Source organism: Gilliamella sp. Choc5-1 (genome assembly GCF_001690595.1).
Taxonomy (GTDB): Bacteria; Pseudomonadota; Gammaproteobacteria; order Enterobacterales; family Orbaceae; genus Gilliamella; species Gilliamella apicola_M.
The window spans coordinates 54,503-71,552 of sequence record NZ_LZHH01000028.1 but is presented as its reverse complement, the minus strand read 5'-3'; the positions used below and the strand labels follow the sequence as shown (position 1 = coordinate 71,552).

At 33.9% G+C, this 17,050-nt stretch carries 13 protein-coding genes; all 13 read right to left on the bottom strand.

Going from position 1 to position 17,050, the window contains the following annotated elements:
• Window positions 1–68: 68 nt before the first annotated feature.
• Window positions 69–2,117 (bottom strand): hypothetical protein, encoded by a 2,049-nt coding sequence (locus A9G35_RS02575; protein WP_442903164.1) that lies wholly within the window; start codon window positions 2,115–2,117, stop codon window positions 69–71.
• Window positions 2,118–2,214: 97 nt separating this feature from the next.
• Entirely contained in the window at window positions 2,215–2,862 is a 648-nt protein-coding gene (locus tag A9G35_RS02570; protein WP_065635544.1) for a hypothetical protein, read from the bottom strand.
• Window positions 2,863–2,939: 77 nt separating this feature from the next.
• Window positions 2,940–3,632: a PspA/IM30 family protein gene (locus A9G35_RS02565; protein ID WP_065635543.1), complete on the bottom strand. Its 693-nt coding sequence runs from the start codon at window positions 3,630–3,632 to the stop codon at window positions 2,940–2,942.
• 17 nt (window positions 3,633–3,649) lie between these two features.
• Window positions 3,650–4,306 (bottom strand): YjfI family protein, encoded by a 657-nt coding sequence (locus tag A9G35_RS02560; protein WP_065635542.1) that lies wholly within the window; start codon window positions 4,304–4,306, stop codon window positions 3,650–3,652.
• A gap of 231 nt (window positions 4,307–4,537) precedes the next feature.
• Window positions 4,538–5,221, bottom strand: coding sequence for an amino acid ABC transporter permease (locus tag A9G35_RS02555; protein ID WP_065635541.1), 684 nt, complete (start codon window positions 5,219–5,221; stop codon window positions 4,538–4,540).
• Between the two features lie 6 nt (window positions 5,222–5,227).
• Window positions 5,228–5,953: an amino acid ABC transporter permease gene (locus A9G35_RS02550; RefSeq protein ID WP_065635540.1), complete on the bottom strand. Its 726-nt coding sequence runs from the start codon at window positions 5,951–5,953 to the stop codon at window positions 5,228–5,230.
• A gap of 5 nt (window positions 5,954–5,958) precedes the next feature.
• Window positions 5,959–6,792, bottom strand: a complete 834-nt coding sequence (locus A9G35_RS02545; protein WP_442903163.1) for an ABC transporter substrate-binding protein — start codon at window positions 6,790–6,792, stop codon at window positions 5,959–5,961.
• Window positions 6,793–6,898: 106 nt separating this feature from the next.
• On the bottom strand, window positions 6,899–7,321 hold the full coding sequence (gene ndk, locus A9G35_RS02540) for a nucleoside-diphosphate kinase (protein ID WP_065635538.1): 423 nt from the start codon (window positions 7,319–7,321) through the stop codon (window positions 6,899–6,901).
• Window positions 7,322–7,336: 15 nt separating this feature from the next.
• Window positions 7,337–9,634, bottom strand: a complete 2,298-nt coding sequence (gene pbpC, locus A9G35_RS02535) for a penicillin-binding protein 1C (protein ID WP_065635537.1) — start codon at window positions 9,632–9,634, stop codon at window positions 7,337–7,339.
• Window positions 9,635–9,729: 95 nt separating this feature from the next.
• Complete coding sequence (locus tag A9G35_RS02530) at window positions 9,730–14,856, bottom strand: alpha-2-macroglobulin family protein (RefSeq protein ID WP_065635536.1); 5,127 nt, start codon at window positions 14,854–14,856, stop codon at window positions 9,730–9,732.
• 306 nt (window positions 14,857–15,162) lie between these two features.
• Window positions 15,163–15,843, bottom strand: coding sequence for a 7-cyano-7-deazaguanine/7-aminomethyl-7-deazaguanine transporter (locus tag A9G35_RS02525; protein WP_065635535.1), 681 nt, complete (start codon window positions 15,841–15,843; stop codon window positions 15,163–15,165).
• Between the two features lie 45 nt (window positions 15,844–15,888).
• The gene (gene queC, locus A9G35_RS02520; RefSeq protein WP_065635534.1) at window positions 15,889–16,545 is read right to left on the bottom strand and encodes a 7-cyano-7-deazaguanine synthase QueC; all 657 of its coding nucleotides are present in this window, start codon (window positions 16,543–16,545) and stop codon (window positions 15,889–15,891) included.
• Between the two features lie 29 nt (window positions 16,546–16,574).
• On the bottom strand, window positions 16,575–17,048 hold the full coding sequence (queF, locus tag A9G35_RS02515; RefSeq protein ID WP_065635533.1) for a preQ(1) synthase: 474 nt from the start codon (window positions 17,046–17,048) through the stop codon (window positions 16,575–16,577).
• Between the last annotated feature and the right edge of the window lie 2 nt (window positions 17,049–17,050).

The window sequence follows — 17,050 nt, the reverse complement described above, 5'->3', positions numbered from 1 at the left end:
AGATATTAAATCTACCGAAGACTGTTGATAGTCATAATTCGAATTAAGAATTATTAAAAAATATCAGATTATTGGCCATCATTTTCTTGGTTGCTATCTGATGGTAAAAATTGTTTAGCTAGTGCTTTTAAGTCGGTATTTTTCAAAGTTTCTTTTAAATCAATATTTTTGTTACCCGATAAACGTGATAATACTGATTGTAATGCAGATTGCAAAACAGGACTTTGGTTCACAGTTCCTTCAATGGCTTTACCAACACTAATTGCCTTAGAAAAGCTATTAAAGAAGTTATCATTACCACCAACAATTTCGATATTTGCTTTACTAAATGCTGCAGCAAGCACATCGGCTTGTTCTCTGGCAATTTCTTTATTAGCAGCAATTGCAGCCATGGCTTGTTCAAAGCCTTTTTCAAGTGCCAAACGAAACTCTTCATGATGTTGAGATTGTTCGCTCATTGTTGCCATCGCTTGGAATTTTTCGACTAAACCATTTGCTTCTGCTGTTAAGCGTTCACGAATGACTAGTGCTTCAGCAAGTCCTTGCTCTTTTGTTGCTGCTGCTTTAGCATAACCAATTCGTTCATCACCACGAGCTTGAGCAGATAGCTTTTCTTCAAGTACTTTAGCTTCAGTTAGGCCTTGTTTTTCGGTCGCTATTGCTTTCGCTTCAATGACCTTGGCTTCTGATAAGCCTTTTTCTTGATTACCTTTTGCTTCAGCAAGTAGGGTTTCTGCTGTAATATTAGCTTTTACTAACCCTTCTTTTTCTTCTGCTTCAGCTCGTGCTTTACGAACTTTAGCTTCAGCTAAACCAATTGCAGCTTCTTCTGCTTCAATACCTTGAGCTAATTGTTTTTTTGCTTCAGCTTGTTTAGCTGCAGCTTCAAGCTCTGCTTGTGCCATTGTGCTAATTTCAATTGCACGATGTTTAGATGATTGCTCATCTGCTTCTGCTTGCTTTACTTGCTTAACTAGTTCTTGTTCAGCTCTTGCTTCTGCCTCAATAATGGTTGTTTGTTTTTCACGATCAGCTTTAGATACTTCACGCACTTCCTTGATATTTTCTTCCTCAACAGCTACGGTTTTTTCAACAGCAACACGCTCTCGAATAACATTGGCAATATGTTTTTTTTCTTCTTCAAGTACTTTATCTTTTTCGATGCGTTGTAGTTCAACTTCACGTTCACGGGCAACGATTTCAAGAGAACGAGCCCTTTCAACACGTTCTTCTTCAATAGCAATAGCTCGCAAACGATTTTGTTGTGCAACTTCTACTTCACGTAAACGGTTTTCTTCACGTACTTCAATTTCTTGTTGAGACTGAATCCTTGCTTGCTCAGCCTTTAAACGTTCTTCTTCTTGTACCTTTAATGTTTCTGCTTTTTCACGAGCACGAATTGTTTCGATCTCACGTTTTTGGCGAGCTTCAGCATCGGCTTGTTGACGCTCAAGTTCTAATTTTGCTTCAATAGTTTCGGTATCTTTTTTCTTTAATGCTAATTCAAGATCTCTTTCACGTTTGTTCGTTTCATCTTTATGAACGGCAGTAATAGAAGTAATTTTGTTTATCCCTTCAGCATCAAAAATATTATCTGGATCAAGTGATTTTATTGGAGTTTGTTCTAAATAATCAATAGCAACATCTTCTAACGCATAACCATTAAGATCCTTTCCGATAACATCAATAATACGTTCACGAAAATTCATACGATCTTCAAATAGCTTGGCTAATTCAAATTGCTTACCTACAGTTTTTAACGCTTCTGAAAATTTTGCACTAAAAAGTGAACTTACTGCTTTTTGATCTGATGCTCTATCCACACCAATAGATTTGGCTACTTTTAATACATCTTCAGTGGTTTCATTAACACGAAGATAAAAAGCAACACAAATATCTGCTCGCAAATTATCTTTACAAATTAAACCATCTTTTCCTCGGCGTTCTACATCAAAAGTAATTAATGAAATTTTCATAAATTCTTTTTTATAAATAACAGGATAAACTAAAGCACCTGTAAAATGAACTTTAGGTTTTGAGGTCATATCATTAACGATAAGCGCTGTACCTTGAGGAACCTTAATATAAAAAGCTTTAAATAATAAGAAAAATCCCATTATAACTAAAAAGATAATTCCTACTGTTATAAGAAAAAATATTACTGTATCAGTATTTATAGACATAATTTACTATTCTCCAAAAAATTAATTCTAATTATCCGTTAAACTCTTCAATGCTAATGATTTCGTAACAATTATTGGTTGTATCATATCGCAGTAATACTGCTTTATCTCCACGTTTAAATTGATACGTTTTATTCCCTCTAACTTGTAAAATTAGTCCTGCTCCACCATCTTCATAAATTGCTTCTCCTTTTATTTCATTTACGATACTAGAACGTATTTCAACAATTTGTCCCAATAGCGACTTGTAATCATTAGTTATACTTAGTTTTTTAAATATAGGACGTATAGGTTTTATGACAAATGCAGTAAGGTAAACAGCGACAATTAGCGCAATAACAAAAACGAATGCCCCAACAAGAAAATAAAATAAAATAAAATCATGTAAAGGTAAAATAAAGAGCCGAAAACAAAAATAAGTAATTGCCCATCCGAAAAAAGAAATTGAGGTGATAACTAATGTCATTGGCACTTCATTAAAACCAAACTTTAATAATAAACCACCAAACCCTGAAGAGGGCATATCAGCAGCTATATCATCTAAGTTAATTGCTATATCTAAGCAATCAATACTTAAAATACCAATTGCAGCAACTAACCAATACAGAACACAAAGTGTTAGTAAGGCGCTAAAGATAACAACGGGAAAAGAAAAAAATATCCCCCAGAAAAACTCCATTATATTTCCTTCATATTCTAAATATCGTTATTATGAATATTTAATTATTATATTTTTTTAATTTAAAATCTAACAATTTAATTAACATGTTTTTCTTTTAATCTGGCTAAAATTGTTTTAGCATCCTGATTGCTAGATTTGATTCCCGCTTCTTCAAGTTTTCTATCAAGTGAATCTTGGTTTTCAGATACTGCCAATTCTTTTTTAGCTTCAATAGTTGCAGCAGTTTTTTCTTGTCGTTTTTTAATTCGCTCTAAAGAATCTAAGGCTGTTTGTAATTTTGTTGTAGAATTACCGTAACGTTGAGCAATTGCAGATTGTGCTTTTTGAACACTTTCTGTAGCTTTTACAATATCGACTTGTTGTTTAAGATTACGAATATTAATTTCTGTTTGTGATATTGTTTGGCGTAAATTTTTTACATTTTCAGCAAAATATATTGCTTGTTCTTTTTGATTTTTACATTTAGTTTCAAGAGCAGAAAGCTTTTCAGCAACTTCTAAAGCTAAGTTTTCATTATTATTTTCTAATGCTTTGATAGCATAATTTTCATACTCAGTAATTTCTGCTTGAGTTTTTTCAACTTCTTTATCTGCTAACTTTTGCTGAGCAAGTATGTTTGCTAATGATTCTTTAGCCTCTTTTAATTCAGCATCTGCATCACGAATTTCTTGATCCAAGATGCGTAAAGCTTGCGTAGCTATAATCGCCTCACCAGCCTCATTAACACCACCACAAAGTGCTGTAACAAGTTTTTTGAAGATAACCATTATAAATCTCCTTCTTATTATCTATTTTGATTCAATTTGTTAAAGTTAATATGATGCTCATAAGCTTCGGTAGCTTTAATAACATTATCCGATAAAGTTTCTAATTCATAAATAATGTTACTTAATAACGAAGAGGCACTCAATGCTCCGTACATAATATAATTTAATGAACCATCTCCTGTTTTTTCTATCGCAATTGTGGATAATGGAAAGAGTTTTCGAGTACATAGAACTTCTTCATTAAATTGACTCGGATGGGTAACAATATCAACTGGCCAAAGTAGTGCCTCAACAATTATTTGCAGATTTGAAACACTCAAAAATAAAGGAAGATCACCATATTTATGCATAGTAATATGCAAACAAGCATCAACCCCGTCGATAATTTCAACACTGGCAAAGCCTTGATTAAATAATTCTGAATCATGCAAAGCCTGATAAAGATCGGTAATTGACCAAACTTCATTTTTTTTCATTTCATTGTTTTCCTGTTTCTTATTAACACTTGTGCTATTTATTATTGGTAGACGAAATTGTTTTTCAATTTCAAGTAATCTAGTTGTATTTTCGGGTAAAATCCAAATTTCTTTTTTTATAAATCCTTGTTCACGTAAGCGTTGTCTATATTGTTGTTGATAAAATGCTGAGCTTTTAGGCTCTTTTGTCCTTTTCATAGATACTTGGTATTTAACGTAATCATTAATATGGTCTATATTAACATAAAATCATTACATGTAAATATCACATGTAATGATTTTATATTGAGTTAAATATAGAAATAACTTGCATTATTCACAGTCATTTAAGCAACTATGATAATACATATACATAAAAAGCTTGCTTTTTACGGGGAATGGGAATTCTCTTAATCATGAAATGTAAATAACTTAGCATTTTCCTATATATTATTTAGAACAAAATAATCGTAATTTTGGTAAAATCGAAACTGCAAAATCCAGTGATGCGCAGATAATAAAATAAACAACAATCACAAATAAAAAGATCTCAGTTGAATAAACCATACTGCGGTTATTAACTTGTGTTGCAATAAAAGTAAATTCCGCCACTCCAACAATATAGGCTAACGAAGTATCTTTAATGAGTGAAACCCATTGATTAACAAAAGAAGGCAACATCATTCTAAGGGCTTGAGGTAAGATGATAAATAAAATGACTTGCTTTTTAGTCAACCCCAATGAAAACGCCGCTTGCCACTGTTCTTTAGCAACCGCAATCATACCTGCATGAACAGAATGACCAATATAACCAGCACCAATAAGTGATAAAGCAAAAATTACAGTTGCAATAGCGGGCACATCAATATTGAGTAACACAGGCAAAAGAAAGTATGTCCAAAAAATAAGCATAATAACAGGTATAGCTCTTAAAAAACCGAGCACTCCTACCAATAAATAACGTATTCCTCCTTTAAAAACAGTCAATCCTATTCCAGCTAAAATGCCTAAAAAGGTGGAAAATAAAATGGCAAAAAAACTCATTAACAATGTTAAAAAAATGCCTCCAGGAAAGTTACCCCACATCATATAACTTAAATTATTATAAATAACTTCTAAACCTTTAAGTTCCATAAGTGGTTACACCTTACCTATTTGTAATCGTTTTGCTTGATAAATATTGCCTAAAGTGCCAACAATAATAATTGCCAAAATATACAATAAAGTGGCGATGGCAAAGTCTTGAAAGGTTTTTAATGATTCGGTTTCAACTTGACGCGATACATAAGAAAGCTCTAACACACCAATAGCCATTGTTAATGACGAATTTTTGATGATATTCATGTATTGACCAATTAAAGGAGGAAAGGCAATACGAAAGCTTTGCGGCAAAATAACAAATAGCATACTTTGCCACCAAGTTAAGCCTAAAGCTAATGACGCTTGTTCTTGCCCTTGCCTAACGCCAGCAATGCCAGCTCTAAACTCTTCAGCGATAAACGCACTTGAATAACACGTCAATCCAACTAAGCCAATAATAAACTCAAACGATGGCATTTTTAATGAAAAAAAGAACAACGAAATTTGTGGTTCATCAAATAACCATAATTTAAATTCAGCAGGTAATAAATTACCCACACCGAAATACCAAAAAAAGAGTTGTGGCAATAATGGAGAATAACGGAAAATTGCGTTATACCCCATTACGATGATTTGAATAATTTTAATTTTACTTTGTTGAGCAATAACCAGTAAAAAGCCCAATAATGTTGAAAAAACAATAGTAAGCAATGAGATAGCTAACGTAACTAAAAAACCATCCCATAACCACCACAGATAACGGGGCTCAAGTAATTGCTCGAACATAACTCTTACTGACCTTTACCTATTTTAAAATCACCACGAGGCATTGCCGATGTAGTATCAGGCCCAAACCAACGGTTATAAATGGTTAATGCTTCACCCTTTTCTTCAAGTGTTAATAAAATCTGATTCACTTTTTCTTTTAAGCGATCTTCGCCTTTTGGTATACCCACGGCTTGATATTCTTGGGTAATACTAAATGGCGAAATTTCAAATGCTGCACGTTGTTCTTCAGGCACATTAGCCAATAAACCGATTAATTTAGCATCATCTTGAGTAATTGCTTGCACAACACCATTGCGTAATGCCGCAAAGGCAAATGGTGTATCATCATAAGAAATTACTTTTGCTGTTGGATATTTTTCACGCAGTGTGATTTCCATAACCGTACCTTTATCGGCACCAATACGAAGATTTTTTAAATCATCCGCTGATTTTAATATACCTTTTTTTGCTATAAATTTTTGACCAGTTGCAAAATAAGACAAACTAAAATCAACGGTTTTTGCTCTTTCATCTGTAACAGTAAAATTGGCAACAATTAAATCAGCTTTTTTAGATGTTAATAATGGAATTCGATTAGCTGGATTAGTTGGGACTAGGTCAACTTTAACATTAAGAGCCTTGCCGATTTCATTTGCATAATCAACATCAAGACCAACAACTTTATTGGTTTTTTCGTCAATATATCCAAATGGCGGGTTACTATCGAACACGGCTATTTTAATTTCGCCCCGTTTTTCAATGTCATCAAGGCGATCTGCATAAGCAGAATTTGTACCTAGCAAACTACCTAGTAATGCGACCACGGTTAGTGATTTAGTCAACAATTTCATTCTGATTCCCCCCTAATTAAAGGTTATTTTATTTTCAGTTAAAGTCTAACAATAAAAAATTGAATGAATAAATAACCAATATTTACATACTTATAACTTACAGTTATATATATTACCCTACTATCTCATTATCTATAAAAAAGTAAGCGATTTCTCTTTCTGCCGATTGTAAAGAGTCTGAACCATGTACAGCATTTTCGGTTGTATTATCAGCAAAATCTGCTCGCAAAGTGCCTGCAGTCGCTTTAGACAAATCAGAAGATCCCATTAAGTCTCGATAACGTTTAACCGCATTTTCGCCCTCAAGTACCAAAACAACGATAGGACCAGAAATCATAAAATTAACCAATTTATCAAAAAATGGTTTTCCTTGATGCTCGGCATAAAAACCTTCTGCTTGTTTTGATGTTAATTTAAGCATTTTTAGTGCAACAACATTAAGTTTTGCTTGGTTGATACGGGTGATAATTTCACCAGTCAACTGCTTTTTAACTGCATTTGGTTTAATAATAGATAATGTTCGTTCAATAGCCATATATTTTTATTCTCGTTAATCTAATGTAAATGTTATGCGAGCAATCTGCCCACCCTTATCCAACAATAATAAATGGTGTAAGCCTTTTTTTGATACTGTAATTGACACTTTTTCATCATTAACTGATTTTGCTATAAGGTCACCATCTAAAAACCACCATTTGTCGCCAGCATCGCCTTGAGGAATTAAATCAATCGTTACTTCTTGCTGTCCGGGCAAACTTCTAACAAGTTGGTTATCAAGTAATCCTACAATAGATAATGAAGCAAAAACATCCTTACCAAATGCAGGACAACGTATATCAATTGGAGGTAATAACATTTGCCTACGTTCTTTAGGTAAAAGCCAATTTTCTAATGCTATCGGCCATAAAGCAATTTTTTTTTCATGAGCATTTTTACAATCTGCAGCTACCCGCTCCCCTTGTTCATTAACCCAGATAGTTACCCATCCCGAACGATAAAGGTTGTTATTTAACACGGATAAAGTATCAAGTGTTGGTGGTATCATATTATCGAGTATCCATGCTGTTTTTTGACGATGGCAATTTTTGTCCGTAACAGCTAAAACTTGACCTGATGGCCAACAAATTTTTTCAGAAGTAACTGTATCAGGTTTATTAAAATTAGATAAAGGACGATTTAACCTTCGCTCTTTATTGAGCAACAAAGCATTAACTTGTTGTAAAATTGGCACAGCAGTAACGCTACCATATTGTCCTGCAACAGGAGTTCCATCAGGACGACCTACCCATATTCCTATTAAATAGCGAGGGTTAACACCAATTGCCCACGCATCACGATAACCATAACTAGTACCAGTCTTGTAAGCAAGCAAATTATTATTGATTAACATTTGCTTAGTTATCCATGCACTACCGTCAGAAATAAAGTTTTTACTAACTAATGCTTCATCTTGTATGAACCGCAAAGGACTTACTTTACCATGTCTAGCAAACGCGCTATATGCACTGACTAGATTATCCATTCTTAGTGAAGCGCCGCCTAAAATATATGAGATATTTGGCATGCTACCTGTTGACATTAATGGTAAACCGACGCTAGCAAGCTTGCTTGTAAAACGTTTTGGCCCATATAACTCAATTAACTGCACTGCAGGTAAGTTTAACGATTTACTCAATGCCTCAGAAGCGCTGACCGGTCCATAAAAATCTTCATCAAAATTTGTGGGACGATAATTTGACTCAATACGAGGAACATCTTGTAATAAGGATTCGGAATGAATCATTCCCTCATCAATAGCAAAGGCATAAATAAATGGCTTTAATGTTGATCCTGGTGAACGAAGTGATCTTATCATATCTACTTGACCAAATCGCTCATTATCATTGAAATCAGCTGACCCAACATAACCTTTTACTGACATGTCAGTATGATCAACAATTAAAATCGCCAATGATGTTTTTGGAGGTAATTGGTTTTTACGGTTAACCGCAATATCTTCAAGTGCATATTGAAGAGATGAATCAATTGTTGAATGAATAATATTAGTATCTGGATATTGTTGACTTAATCGCTGTGCTAACAAAGGAGCTAGTTGGGGGGCTTTTCGTCGATAAACCCAAATTTCATCTTTACGAATTTGCTCAATAATATCAGATGACCACACTTGGTTTTCAGATAAACGATCTAATACTTTATCTCTAGCCTGTTTAGCTCGTTCAGGATATTTATCTGGGCGTAATCGGCTTGGTGCTTGTGGTAAAACCGCAAGTAATACAGCTTCACTACGAGTTAACTTATTAGGTTTTTTACCAAAATATGACCAACTGGCTGCTCCAAGCCCTTCTATTGTGCCTCCATAAGGAGCATGGTTGATATATAAGGTTAAAATTTCATCTTTGCTAAAATGCCATTCTAATTGTAGTGTTCTAAATATTTGCTTTAATTTTCCAAGCATAGTGCGGTCGTGATGATCAAGCAGTCTGGCAACTTGCATAGAAAGAGTACTTCCGCCCGAGATAATTCTATTATTGGTAATATTTTGAAAAGCAGCTCGTAGCAAAGAAATAGGATTAATACCTACATGATCGTAAAAATAACGATCTTCATAATTCAATAATGCATCAATATAATATTCTGGAACTTCATCTAATTTAATTGGGTAACGCCAAATGCCATTTTCATCAGCAAATCGCCAAAGTGGTGTTTCATCTTGAGCTATGACAGTTTGCGTTATTTTATTTTTTTTAATCGATAGCGGAAAAATAAAATCAGCGACTAAAAAACAAGCAAATAAACCGAGTGTAAAGCAAAGTAAAAATATTATAATTTTGTTAAAAAATTTTTTCATGATGCACTAATGCTTTAGGTTGGCATTACATTTTTATCATAAACAAACCGCCAACATCCGTTGGCGGAACATTAAATTTATGTAAACATAATTTATTAATTAGCTGGCTTATGCTCAGTAATTGACATTACATCAGATGTTTGACCTATTGCAAACCGTTCTGGTCGATACATTGACTCCACATATGGATATGGAATCATATAATTTCCAGTTGTTACTGCTCTCGCTAAATATACAACACGTTTACGGTATTTATTTGAACCAATATAGTTATGAATATCTACTGCTGCCACATATCTATCATCACGATATTGTTGGTACTTAATATCATTACTATCTTCACCTTTTAACAAGTTAGATAACTCAGGAATTGCCATTAGATTTACGCTACTATTCATTAAATTTTGGTTTTCCAATTCAAGCCCTGCTGGTAAAAAATCAACAATTAAAGCATCATGAATATTTTGTTTTGCTATTACATCTAGCACAACAACCATTAAGTCACCAACATTAAAATGTTCAGGCGAAATACGATTACCTTTCAAATCATAATAAAAACGATTAATTGTTAAAATATTATTATTACTAGTTGGCGCTGGTGCTTTTTTACCATAACCTGTAACAGTAAATTTAAGATATAACGGTTGTGCGTTTTCTGGGTTTGCAATCGTTAACTCTTTAGACAAGTGGTCAAAATTAAATGATTGAGATAATGATGCAGTTGCATCCACTAATTTTCCATTAATCGAAACATTGAATTTATTATCGCCTTTATGTTGTTCTAATGACCAACCTGCAATAAATAATGCATTTAATTCTTGCGTTGAAAAATAGCGAGTATCATTTAAAGTATCTGATAAATTAAATAGATAATCAGCTTGCTTATCAACACTAATTTTATTTTCTATTAATAGTGATAATACTAATGCCTTATCACGAATCTCACTACCATAATCACCTAGCCAAGGATATTGGTTATCATAGTTAGTACTGAACACTTCTAGCATGAGTTCATTATAAATTTTATCAAAACCAACCAATTTAGCTGATAATGCCAAATGCATAATCGGCAATGGAGATGCAATTGCTGAATCTCCATTAGTCACTATCTCATACATATGATTAATTTCATTACGCATTGCAGGCTTAATTTTATGTTGTTTAGCTAAAACCATTAATGCATAAGCCTTTGTTGCAAATTGAGTATATTGGGTTTCATAATGATTGCCATAATAGCCTTGTAAACTATTAAATGCATTAGAATCATAAATATATTGACTAATACGATTCATTGCCGCATCAAGAGCTGCATTGTTGACATTGTAACCACGTTCTTTTGCATTTAATAAAAAGTCAGTAGCGTAAACAGTGAGCCAATATTCTTCAGCACTTTCATTACTCCATAGACCAAAACTACCATTACTACGTTGCATTGACAAAATTCGTGAAATACCTAATTGAACTTTTTCACGACGTTCTTCATCAGACTCTGTTTTAATACCTAGATTAGCTAATTGCTGTTGATTAGCGTATAACGATGGGGTTAATCCACTGATCGTTTGTTCTAAACAACCATATGGATAAGCAAATAACTCTTTAATATATTGAGCAATATTAAGTGGAGGCACATTTGATACAATTAATTTACCATCAACGGTATTGTTAATCATATCAACAATACTACCTTCTGGTAATGACCAACTTTCACCGCCATTGATTGCTACAGAATAATACCGTGTGGTTGCGGCATAAGCAGGTCTAACGCCAATGTTCCAAGATCGTTTGATCTGATACTCAGAACCATCTTCTAACAAAATACCCTTAACATTAATGGTAACAGAACCTTTCCCATAGCCATAATCGGCCATGATTGGCACTTGAATAATCTGTCTTTGCTTACTATCTAATGTTAATGTTGTTACTTTAGATGAATCTTGATGAACCAAACCATCAGTAGACACCTCGATCTGCATTGTTTGTGTTTTTTCGGTTAGATTATTCAAATCCAACGCCAAGTTAGCCTGATCGCCGCCCGATAAAAAGCGCGGTGTCGATAATTCAGCAACGACTGGCGAAGCAACGAGCATAGTTTGTTCAGCCTTACCAAAACGCGTATCATCCCATGCTTGAGCCATTAAACGTAATTCACCATTAAAATTAGGCAAAGGAAGTTCAACAATACCTTCACCTTCATCATTTAATTGGATAGTAGTAAGTTGTTGTGCAACAATCTTTACATCAGTAACTGGTTTTTTACCGCCAGGTCCTGCTGAATCTAACATTGCATCACCACCAAAACTCATATTAACATTACGCCCTGATGCCTCTATTAACTTGCCATATACATCATAAAAATCAACATTATAACGTTTTCTACCTAAAAAAGCGCTGTAAGGATCTGGTGTAACAAAATTGGTAATATTTAATACGCCAGAATCAACGGCTGATACCAATACTGTTACCTTTTGATCTTTTTTAACAGCTTGCTTATCCATCTTGATTTTTATTGGAATCGTTTTTTCAGGTTTAGTCTTTTTAGGCGCTTCAATATTAATATTTAGCTGTCGATTAGAAGTATCAATTGGTAGATAAAGCAAACCAATTGCTCTTTTAACTGTCTGCACTGTGGCATCGGTTGATGGACGAATAATCATCGCACTAATATAAATATCATGACGCCCCCAATCTTCAATTGGAATATCAACATCAAGACCATTAACATCAACGGTAATATTTTTCTTCCACAATATACCGTCATTAGTTTCAAGCGAGATATAACCCGATCCTGCAACAGGAGCCTGTACATGAACTTTAGCGGTATCACCAATTGAATAAGCAGTTTTATCAATACTTAACTTCACTTGATCGGGACGAACTGAATTAGTACCATTAGTATTGTCTTCCCAATTATAACCACTCCAAAAACGAATACTACTCATAATATTATTTTGGGTATCAACAACTTCAATACGATAAGAACCATAGTCATCCGGTTGATAACTTACTTTAACTGTACCGTTTTCACTAATATCAAGTTTTTGTTCAAATGCGATAAATTCACTTGAATTGTAGTTCTGTCTCCATCCATCCTCATCAGACCAACTCCAATAATAGCTACGACGTTCACGCACAATTCGTGCTTTTAGGTGATTAGCGGCATATTTTTTACCATCGGCATCCACATAAGCAACTTCAAATTGGGCATTTGTATTTTCATCAACCGTTAGGCGACTCACATAACGATCTAATGACCAATCATAATAAGGTGATTGAGAAAATAATGCTCTTATAGCAGGCATTTTAGTGGCAGGCAAAATAATTTGGTTTGCATAACGCGTTACAGGGCGACCACCAGAATCAAGTAAACTGGCTTGCAAAATAATGTTGATTGGCGTTTTAAAATCTTTCCAATTAGAATTATCAACATGAACTTGAGCAACACCATTACTATCAAGTTTTTCATCGATAGTATCAAGTTGTCGATCAATTCCACTATCAGTTACTGCACCAATTTTATAATCAGCCAGTTCAGGTATTGAATCTATTTTTCTTAGATAAACGTTACCTTCTAAATTATTTTTTGACGCTGGTGCACCATATAAATACCAACCTTTAACTGAAAAGTTAACGCTTTGACTGGCTAAAATCGGTTTATTTGATGAAGCATTAATTTCCATCGCCATTCGTTCAGGTAAAAACTCCTCAACCTGAAAATAAAAGTAACGATAATTATCATCACCTAAATTAAAACGAAATGACCATTTGCCAGTTGCCGCATTGGCAGGAATAACATATTTCCATTGATATAAACCATTTGAATCGAGTTCTGGTTGTAAAAGAAAATTTTCGGCAACTTGCCCATCAGGAGACATAACATCAACAATAATGGGTTGTTCTGGTAATAATTTTCCATCAGCATTACGCAATAATGCATTAAAATAAGCGGTTTCTCTTGGTCGGTATAAATCGCGTGGTCCAAAGACAAATAGCTGCTGTTGGTAAAAAGGTGAACCTGTAAGGTTAAATTCACTTAAATTAAGCGCATTTCGATCTAAATTAACAAATGAAATTTGCTTACCATCACTTGCGGTAATTAAAGTGTATTTTGCATCTTCAGGCAAAGTCATTTCAACATAACCTTGGTCATCGGTTTTTGCTGAAACAGGTAAACAATTTTTATTGCTATCTCGTATACTGCTAGCACATAAGGCAGATAAATTTACATTAGCAATAGGCTTTCCATTATCAAGAGCATGGGTAATAACTGCTAACTTACCATCTGCATAATTATGCACAGAAATCCCAATATTACTGATTGTAAATAACGATGCAGGATTTGAATAATTATAGCTACCAGCTTGGTTCATAACAGCAATGTAAACACCTTCTTGCTGCAATTGAGAAATTTGAGATATATTAATTAAAACGGTTTCTTGTGAATTGCGTTTAGGGTTGAGGTCAAACCGAGAAGTATAAACTAAATCAATATACTTGCTCATTTCTTTCGAATTCCAAGTCGCTACTTGATTAATAAAACCATAATCAGCAATAAAATCAGATAATTTTTCCGGTTTAATTTTGAAAAAATTAACATCAACTTTATTGACATTAAGGGTCATGACTGGCAACCCACTCATTGATTTACTAGGTAACAAAAAACCTGTATTAGCAAACCCTACTAAAGGCTTACGATCTTGAGTAGTAAAATCTTTTTGATAAACTGATTTTAACTTTGTATTGTTAATCGCAGATAACATTTTATCAATTGTTAATGTTAACTTACGATTTGGTTCAAGGTAACGGTGCCTTAGTTCTAACCCATTGTCAGATAATTCCCATGCACCATCAACATTACCTGATTGGCGATCAACTAAACGTAGTAAATTAGAAAATTTAAGATTAGGATTTAAAGGAACTGAAAAAGTAATAACCAACGTGCTTGAACCATCAAGAATAACTTCTGAGCTATCAACAACCGTTAACTCTTTATCGTGATATTTTTCGATTAACTCAGGAGTAGATTTAAAAGCAGGTTTGGATTGGTTATCTTGCTCTATTTTGTTGTCATTGGGATCAGCTGTACCGCTATTATTAATAACGTTTGTTGCCGATTGAGTTATTGATTTTTCAGCATTTACATTTTGTTGCTTAATATCTTGATTATCACAGCTAGCTAACGCTAACAACATACTAAATATAGCGACATGTTTTACTAATCCCATTTCCTTACCTCATAAATAATAATTATTATCGATCATCATTAACTATGATCTTAACCGCATATTATGCACTGAAGCTTGCCTTTTGGCAAAAAGTGTTTAACGGAATAGAAAGATCAAAAAAGATAAATTAAAAAAGTAGTCAAAAACATATTAATTTTATTAAGTTTTATTTTACTGTTATCAATTTTTCTTTTACTGATATTAGAATAACTAATAATTAAAAAGTATAAAAATGGTATCTAATAAATAAGTAACCTGAAAGGAATTGGCTAATTCCCTTCAATAATGAAGGGAAAATGATAATAATCAGTTAGCTTTATAGTCTGCCACTAATTTTTTTAAAATAAAATTCAAAATCACCCCATAAAGTGGTAAGAAGAATAATCCACAAATTAGAATTTTAAAACTATAGTCCATTAACGAAATTTCGGGCCAATGATTTGCCATAAATTCGTCGCTACTTTGATAAAATGCGATAGCAAAAAAGACAATGGTATCAATAGCATTACCAAAAATTGCCGATGCTGTTGGTGCAACCCACCATGATCTGTTTTTTCTTAAATAGTTAAAGACGGTAATATCCATCAATTGCCCAACTAAATAAGCAGCAAAACTAGCTAATGCAATACGAAAGACAAAGCTATTAAATTCCGCTAATGCCGATAATCCAACCCAATGGGTTTCAAAAAATAATACCGAAATAGAGTATGAAAATAGTAAGGCCGGAATCATGACGACAAAGATGATCTTTCTTGCTAAACTTGCACCATAAATTCGAATGGTTAAATCGGTAGTTAAAAAGATAAACGGAAATGTGAAAGCCCCCCATGTGGTGTGAAAACCAAAAATATCAAATGGGATTTGGACTAAATAATTGCTTGAAGCAATAACTAAAATATGAAAAAAAGAAAGCCAATAAAGGGCTTTTTGCTGTTGTTTACGGGTAAAGTTTGTTTCTATCGATTCTGAATGAGTGTTCAAATACATCTTTTTTCCTTTTTAATGGGGTGAGGAACCCAGTTGTTGGTTAATCTATTTACTCTGAGCCATATATTCTTTTAAGCCCTTATCACGCAGCAGGCAACTAGGACACTTACCACATCCCCCTTCTATACCGTAATAGCAGGTGTGGGTATGTTTTTGGACATAATCAAGATAACCTAGTTTATCAGCCATTTCCCACGTTTGAGCTTTGGTTAAATACATCAGTGGTGTAATAAGATTAAAGCTATAATCCATAGCTAAATTCATCGATACATTCATTGATTTAATAAAGATATCGCGACAATCAGGATAACCACTAAAATCGGTTTCACAAACTCCAATAATAATGTCAGAAATTCCTTGCTGCTTGGCATGACAGCCAGCTAAAAGTAAAAAAAGCATATTCCGCCCATCAACAAAGGTGTTGGGGTAGTCGCCATTTTCGGCTGCTTTGATTTCTTGTGAGCTGTCAATAAGCGCATTGTTAGTGGTTTGTTTAATGACTGACGTATCAATGACGGTTTGCTTTATGCCTAAATCTTTAGCAATCCATTCGGCTTTTTCAAGCTCAATGGCGTGACGTTGACCATAGTGAAAGCTAATTGCTTGGACGTTTTCACGTCCATAATCAGCAATGGCTTGTAGCAAGCAAGTGGTTGAATCTTGCCCGCCCGAAAATATAACGAGTGCTTTGCGAGTTTGCATTAACGGTTCCTGTTTAGATAAATTATAGATTAGCGATTATCGACTTTTTCAGGATAAAGATCGTGATTAGCTAAACGGTTCAGCGCAATTTGCTCCCAATTAGTACCAGCTTTACCATAGTTAGCATACGGGTCGATTGAGATCCCACCTCGAGGAGTAAATTTTCCCCAGACTTCGATATATTTAGGATCCATTAATTTAATCAAATCTTTCATAATGATATTAATGCAATCTTCGTGATAATCACCATGATTACGAAAGCTGAACAAATAGAGTTTTAACGATTTACTTTCGACCATTTTAATATTGGGCACGTACGAAATATAAATTGTCGCAAAATCAGGTTGCCCCGTGATAGGACAAAGGCTAGTAAATTCTGGACAATTAAATTTAACAAAATAGTCGTTATTCGGGTGTTTGTTATCGAACGTTTCGAGTATTTCAGGACAATAGGTTGTTGGATAGCGAACAGACTGATCGCCTAGTAGTGTAATTTTACTCATTA